Origin of the sequence: Streptomyces griseorubiginosus (assembly GCF_017614965.1) — a bacterium.
Lineage (GTDB): Bacteria > Actinomycetota > Actinomycetes > Streptomycetales > Streptomycetaceae > Streptomyces > Streptomyces griseorubiginosus_B.
On sequence record NZ_WVUG01000412.1, the window covers coordinates 1 to 6,557 of the forward strand.

A 6,557-nucleotide genomic window follows, 5' to 3' on the forward strand; every position below is an offset into this window, starting at 1 on the left:
CCCTTCGACCGCCTGTGCGCGCTGGTCGCCGAAGCCCGTGCGGTGGTCAGCGGCGACACGGGCATCGCGCATCTCGCCGTCGCCCTCGCCACCCCCTCCGTCACCCTCTTCGGCCCCGTACCGCCGAGCCGCTGGGGTCCGCCCCCGGATCCCTGCCACCGCGCCCTGTGGCATCCCGGCCCGGACGGCGACCCGCACGGCCCGCGCCCGGACCCGTCGCTGCTGCGCATCCACCCCGACGACGTCCTGCACGCCCTGACCGCCCTGCCTGCCACGCAACCAGCCGCGCCCGCCCGGCAGTTGGAACAGGCCCACGAGTGACCCCAGCCATGACTGACTCCCGCGTCGGCATCGTCATCGCCACCCGCGACCGCTGCACCTCCCTCGCCCGCACCCTGCGCCACCTCCTCGCCCTGCCCGAGCGGCCCCCCGTCCTCGTCGCCGACAACGCCTCCACCGACGGCACCCGCGCCATGCTGGCCCGGGACTTCCCCCAGGTGCGCGTACTCGCCCTGCCGCGCAACCGGGGAGCGCTCGCCCGCAACCACGGAGTCCGCGCCCTCTGCACCCCGTACGTGGCCTTCAGCGACGACGACTCCTGGTGGGCGCCCGGCGCGCTGGACCGCGCGGTCGGCCACTTCGAGGCGCACCCCCGGCTCGGCCTGCTCGCCGCGCGCACGCTCGTCGGCCCCGACGAGGCCCCCGACCCGCTCGACGAGGTGCTCGCCCACTCGCCCCTCGGACCCGCGGCGGACCTCCCCGGTTCCCAGGTCCTCGGCTTCCTCGGCTGCGCCGCCGTCGCCCGCCGTGAGGCCTACCTCGACGCGGGCGGCTACCACCAGGTGCTGTTCTTCGGCGGGGAGGAGACCCTGCTCGCCTACGACCTGGCCGCACGGGGCTGGGGCGTCGCGCACTGCCCGGACGTGGTCGCCCACCACCACCCCGCCCCGGCGTCCCGCACCGGCCGCCCGGTCACCGTCCGCCGCAACGCGGTCCTCACCGCCTGGCTGCGCCGCCCCCTGCCGCACGCCCTCGCCCGCACCCGCGAACTGGCCGGCGCCGCCCGCCACGACTCCGCCGCGCGCCGCGCCCTGCGCGAGACCCTGGTCCGGCTGCCGTCCGCGCTGCGCGACCGCAGGCCGCTGCCCGCGCACGTGGAACGTGCCGCCCGCCTCCTCGACCCCGCCGACGGAGCGACCCCATGACCGACCCGCGCACCGGCGTCGTCGTCATCACCCACAACCGCCGCCCCGAACTCCTGCGCACCCTCGACCGGTTGGCCGAGCTGCCGGAACGGCCGCAGGTCGTCGTCACCGACAACGCCTCCACCGACGGCACCGCGGCCGCGGTGGCCCACCTCCACCCCGGCGTACGGCTGCTGCGGCCCGGCCGCAACCTCGGCGCCGTCGGCCGCAATCTGGCCGTGCGCCACCTCCGCACGCCGTACGTGGCCTTCTGCGACGACGACTCCTGGTGGGCGCCCGGCGCGCTGAGCGGGGCAGCCGACCTGCTGGACCGGCATCCGGCGCTCGCGTCCGTCACCGCCCGGATCGTCGTGGAACCCGGCGGCGAGGACGACCCGATCAACGACGAGCTGCGCGACTCGCCCGTCCCCGGCCCCGGTTGGCTGCCCGGCCCGGCGCTCGGATCCTTCCTGGCCGCCGCGACCGTCCTGCGCGCCGACGCCTTCCGGGCCGCGGGCGGCTTCCATCCGCGCCTCTGGCTCGGCGGGGAGGAGGAGTTGCTCGCCGTGGACCTCGCGACGGACGGCTGGTGGCTGACGTACGCCGAGCATCTGACAGTCCATCACCAGCCGTCGCTGGTACGGGACTCGACACTGCGGCGGCGGCACGGCATCCGCAACACGCTGTGGTTCAGCTGGCTGCGCCGGCCTTTCGGGTCCGCGCTGCGCCGCACCCTGCATCTGGCCCGTACGGTTCCGTGGGACACCGCGTCCCTGCACGCCTTCGCCGAGGCGGCCGCCGCGCTGCCGTGGGTGCTGCGGGAACGCCGGGTGGTACCGGAGGCGGTCGAGTCACGGCTGCGGGCCCTGGAACACGCCCAGCGCCGCTCGACCGCGCGCCGCTACACCGGCTGAGCCGCCCCGCCCCGCCTGCTCAGCCTTCCGTCAGCCGGCACAGCAGCCGGAACGACGCGAACAGCGCCGCCGGCCAGACACCGGCGAAGGCCCAGATCACGGCGGGCTCGGAGGTGACGATCCCGGCGACCATCAGACCGATCGAGACCAGCAGGAGGAAGGTGACGGTCAACAACCGCGGGCGGTAGGCGGCGAGCCGCGCGAGATCGGGGCGGCGGCTGGGGCGGAAGGTGCGCAGCCGCCGCTCCAGACGGCGGTCGCGGCTGAGCGCGCGCTCCATCTCGTCGAGGGCGCGCTGTTCGTGATCGGGGAGTCGGCTGGTGGACACGGTCGTCCTCCTCGGCGGCGGCGGGGGTTGCACGTCGAGTGCCCCGGGCCCTCCGAGATCTAACCGCCGCGCACCCCTCCAACACCCCGAACAGGCCTCCGTATCGGCCGCCGACTCCGCGCCGAAGTCGTGCTCGTGTATCCGCTGCAGGGGCCCGCCGGGGCAGCTCCCCGAACAGGTGGAGGCCCTGGTGGCGGCCGGCCTGGTGCAGGGTGTCACCGGCCGGCACATCCCGTCCGTACGGCAGGCCCTCGCGCCGCGGATCGCGCACCGGGTGCCCTGCGTCCACACCGCCCTGTACGAGGGCGGGGAACACACCGAGGGCGGCGGTGAAAGGCCCCCTTGGACAGACCGCGGCGGCGGGCGGGTCAACGGCGGGGCGGGCACCGGCAAAGACGGCGGCAAGAAACGCGCCCCGCGGCGCGACACGCGGCGCCTGATGACCCACTGGCCACACGGCGTTCACTCAAGTGCCGCCGGAGCGCGCCAGGGTGCGGTCGTTGTCAGCTCAACCGCTCGCCAGGGAGGGGACCATGACCACAGAGGCCAACACGCCGGACGGGTCGGCGCAGTCTTCCGAGGGGGTCAGCCGGCGTCACGCGCTGGGCCTGCTCGGCACGGCGGGGGCCGGAGCGGCCGCCGCCCCGTTGCTGGGGGCCGGAACGGCGCAGGCGGCGCCGCTCGCCGCCCCGGCCCTCCACCTCACCGCCGACTCCGCCGGCGCGCCTCCGGTCCAGGGGCTGCACCTGACCTTCGGAGCGGACCCGCGCACCCAGATGACGGTGTCGTGGATCACCGACAGACCCGTCACCAGACCCGTGGTCCACTACGGCACGCTGGAGCACGGGTTCGGCTCCAAGGCCAAGGCCCGCACGGTCACCTACGTCGACGGCACCTCCAGCCGCACCGTCTACGTCCACCACGCCTCGCTGACCAAGCTCCGCCCGGACACCGACTACCTCTACCTCGCCACCCATGAGGGCACCACGCCCGACAGCGGCACCTTCCGCACCGCCCCGAACGGACGCCGGCCCCTCACCTTCACCAGCTTCGGCGACCAGTCCGCGCCGCAGGTCACCTGGGCCGCGAACGGCACGGTGGCGCTGGACGCCAACTCCACTCCCGCCACCAAGGACATCGTCACCGGCGTGGAGCAGGTCGCCCCGCTCTTCCACCTCCTCAACGGCGACCTGTGCTACGCCAACCTGGACGTCGACCGGGTGCGGACCTGGAACAACTTCTTCACCAACAACACCCGTTCGGCGCGCTTCCGCCCCTGGATGCCGGCGGCCGGCAACCACGAGATCGAGAAGGCCAACGGCCCGATCGGACTCGGCGCCTACCAGACCTACTTCGACCTGCCGTCCACCGAGACCGACCCCGAACTCGCGGGGCTGTGGTACGCGTTCACGGCCGGCTCGGTGCGGGTCGTGGTGCTGCAGAACGACGACAACTGCCTGCAGGACGGCGGCGACGTCTACATCAGCGGCTACTCCGGCGGCCGCCAACTCGCCTTCCTGGAGAAGGAGTTGAAGGCGGCCCGGTCCTCCCGCGACATCGACTGGGTCGTCGTCGCCATGCACCAGGTCATGATCAGCTCCTCCGACGCCAACGGCGCCGACCTCGGCCTCCGGCAGAAGTACGGCCCGCTGTTCGACAAGTACGGCGTGGACCTCGTGCTGTGCGGCCACGAGCACAACTACGAGCGCTCCCTGGCCGTGCGCGGGGTCGTCTCCGGCAGCGAGACGCTCACCCCCAACCCGGTCTCCCAGGCCACCGACGACATCGACGCGGGCCTGGGCACCGTGCACATGATCCTGGGCGGCGGAGGCGTCTCCGGCACCACCAACCAGAACTTCTTCAAGGACGGCACCGCCAAGGTCATCACCGCGGTGTCCGCGAGCCCCGGCCCCAACGGCAAGCGCACCGCCACGTACACCAAGGAGCAGGCCGTCTGGACCGGCGTCCGCGACCTCGACCACCCCTACGGCTTCGCGGCGTTCACCGTGGACCCCGGCCGGCACCCCGGTGACACCACGCGCCTGCACGTGACGTACTACAACGTCAACAAGCCGCACGGCGAGCTGTCGGTCTTCGAGACCTTCACCCTCCACCGCCGCCGCTCCGACGGCCCCAAGTGACCCGCTAGAGCCAGTCGCGGTGCTTGAAGATCACGTACAGGCTGACGCAGACGACACCCATCAGCCCGATCGCGAAGGGATAGCCGAGCAGCCAGTGCAGCTCCGGCATGTGCGTGAAGTTCATCCCGTAGATCGTCCCGACCAGCGTCGGGGCGAACAGAATGGCCGCCCATGACGAGATCTTCTTGATCTCCTCGTTCTGCTCGAAGCCCGCTTCCGCCAGCGCCCGCATCTCCGCGTTCTGCTGCTGGGTGACCAGGGTCGCGTTCACCGTGAGGATCTCGGTGAGGGCCTGGCGGAAGCTGTCGACCCGCTCACTGATGTGGGTGACGTGGTCGGCGACGTCACGGAGGTAGCGCTGGAGCTCCTCGTCGGTCTCGTACTTGGAGAAGCCGGCGATCAGCCCGTGCAGCATGCCGACCAGCGGGCGGGTGGCGCGCTGGAACTCGACCATCTCCCGGGAGAGTTCGTAGATACGGCGGGAGACCTCCGGGTCGCCGCGGAAGACCTCCGTCTCGATCTCGTCGATGTCGTTCTGCACGCCGGCGACGACCGGCGCGTACCCGTCGACCACCGCGTCGAGGATGGCGTACAGGACCGCCTCCGGGCCCAGCTTCAGCAGCTCCGGTGTCTCCTCCATGCGGCGCCGGACCGCCGAGAGGTCGGGGGCGGCGCCGTGCCGGACGGTGATGACGAAGTCGGGGCCGACGAAGACGTGCAGCTCGCCGAAGTCGACCTCCTCCGGGGCGTCCAGATAGCGGGCGGCGCGCAGCACGACGAACAGCGTGTCGCCGTAGCGCTCCAGCTTGGGCCGCTGATGGGCCTCCATCGCGTCCTCCACCGACAGCGGGTGGAGGTCGAACTCGGCGGCCAGGGAGAGCAGCTCGGCGTCCGTGGGGCGGGCGAGCCCGATCCAGGCCATCCCGGACGGCTCCTCACGCAGCTCGCGAAAGGTTTCGGCGAGCGTGGCGGGGGAGGAGATGCGCACCCCGTCGCGGTACAGGGCGGCCTGGACGACACTGGCCACCTCGGCCTGCTCGGCGGGCCCCTCCTCCGGCGGCGGGGCGGTGGTGTCGGCCGCGGGCGGCTGCGGAGGCGTCAGCGCGCGCCGCCACACGGACCTCATGGAGTTCCTGGCGTTCTTGGTGTTCCTGGCGGCCGGACGGGCGCGTCGCTCGGACATGCGGCTGCCTCCGGGGTAGAACCTGCGGCTGCGTGATCCGGAGCAGGATATACGGGGCAAACGACGCCGGGGTGACCCGTGCGACCGGGATTCGGTGAGAGTTGCGGACAGAAGGTGTCCGCGAGCCCCGTTAGCGTGCCGTACATGACGAAGACGACAGCCGCCGCTCCCGTGCTCGGCACCCGCGCCCTGAACCGCGCGACTCTCGACCGGCAGCTCCTGCTGCGCCGCTCACCGCTGTCCGCGCGGGCCGCCGTCGAGCATCTCGTCGGCCTCCAGGCGCAGAACGTCAAGCCGCCCTACCTCGCCCTCGCCGCCCGCCTGGAAGGCTTCGTCCCCGAGGAGCTGTCGCGGCTGATGGAGCAGCGCGAGGTCGTCCGCATCGTCACCCTGCGCTCGACCATCCACACCCACACCGCCGACGACTGTCTCACCCTGCGCCCCCTGGTCCAGCCCGCCCGCGACCGCGAGCTGACCACCTTCCGCAAGGGGTTGCAGGGCGTCGACCTCGACCGCCTGGCCGCCCTGGCCCGGGACCTTGTCGAGGCCGGGCCGCGCACCATGAAGCAGCTGCGCGAGGCCCTGCACGCCGAGTGGCCGGACGCCGACCCGCAGGCCCTCGGCATCGCCGCCCGGTGCCGGCTGCCGCTGGTCCAGGTCACCCCGCGCGGCCTGTGGGGACGAAGCGGCCAGGTCGCCCTCACCACCGCCGAGCACTGGCTCGGCCGCCCCGCCGAACCCGCCCCCGCGCCGGAGGACGTCGTCCTGCGCTACCTCGCCGCCTTCGGCCCCGCCTCGGTGAAGGAC

Annotated in this window: 7 protein-coding genes; 5 read left to right on the forward strand and 2 right to left on the reverse strand. The window is 73.2% G+C overall.

Annotated elements, in window-relative coordinates; genetic code table 11:
* From GRC12_RS40505 to GRC12_RS40515, 3 genes are all read left to right on the forward strand, one after another.
* Positions 1–321 (forward strand): glycosyltransferase family 9 protein (locus GRC12_RS40505; RefSeq protein ID WP_280117589.1); only part of this gene is annotated, 321 nt, incomplete at its 5' end.
* 8 nt (positions 322–329) lie between these two features.
* Positions 330–1,205: a glycosyltransferase family 2 protein gene (locus GRC12_RS40510; protein WP_208785454.1), complete on the forward strand. Its 876-nt coding sequence runs from the start codon at positions 330–332 to the stop codon at positions 1,203–1,205.
* Positions 1,202–2,098 (forward strand): glycosyltransferase family 2 protein, encoded by an 897-nt coding sequence (locus tag GRC12_RS40515; RefSeq protein ID WP_208785455.1) that lies wholly within the window; start codon positions 1,202–1,204, stop codon positions 2,096–2,098. Before GRC12_RS40510 ends, GRC12_RS40515 begins: the two co-directional genes overlap by 4 nt.
* A gap of 19 nt (positions 2,099–2,117) precedes the next feature.
* Here the strand turns inward: GRC12_RS40515 and GRC12_RS40520 are convergent, their stop codons facing one another.
* Positions 2,118–2,426: a DUF3040 domain-containing protein gene (locus GRC12_RS40520; RefSeq protein WP_208785456.1), complete on the reverse strand. Its 309-nt coding sequence runs from the start codon at positions 2,424–2,426 to the stop codon at positions 2,118–2,120.
* 533 nt (positions 2,427–2,959) lie between these two features.
* On the opposite strand from GRC12_RS40520, the gene GRC12_RS40525 reads away from it, so the two are divergent.
* On the forward strand, positions 2,960–4,567 hold the full coding sequence (locus GRC12_RS40525; RefSeq protein ID WP_208785457.1) for a purple acid phosphatase family protein: 1,608 nt from the start codon (positions 2,960–2,962) through the stop codon (positions 4,565–4,567).
* A 4-nt stretch (positions 4,568–4,571) separates the two neighbouring features.
* On the opposite strand, the gene GRC12_RS40530 is transcribed toward GRC12_RS40525, so the two are convergent.
* Positions 4,572–5,750: a magnesium and cobalt transport protein CorA gene (locus GRC12_RS40530; protein ID WP_208785458.1), complete on the reverse strand. Its 1,179-nt coding sequence runs from the start codon at positions 5,748–5,750 to the stop codon at positions 4,572–4,574.
* Between the two features lie 144 nt (positions 5,751–5,894).
* Here GRC12_RS40530 and GRC12_RS40535 point away from each other — a divergent pair.
* Positions 5,895–6,557, forward strand: a 663-nt coding sequence (locus tag GRC12_RS40535) for a winged helix DNA-binding domain-containing protein (RefSeq protein WP_208785459.1), incomplete at its 3' end; no start/stop codon positions are given.

Excerpts from the sequence above, each read along its gene's own strand:
- GRC12_RS40515 (WP_208785455.1), top strand. The coding sequence starts at position 1,202 with ATGACCGACCCGCGCACCGGCGTCGTCGTCATCACCCACAACCGCCGC.
- GRC12_RS40510 (WP_208785454.1), top strand. The coding sequence starts at position 330 with ATGACTGACTCCCGCGTCGGCATCGTCATCGCCACCCGCGACCGCTGC.
- GRC12_RS40530 (WP_208785458.1), bottom strand. The coding sequence starts at position 5,750 with ATGTCCGAGCGACGCGCCCGTCCGGCCGCCAGGAACACCAAGAACGCC.
- GRC12_RS40525 (WP_208785457.1), top strand. The coding sequence starts at position 2,960 with ATGACCACAGAGGCCAACACGCCGGACGGGTCGGCGCAGTCTTCCGAG.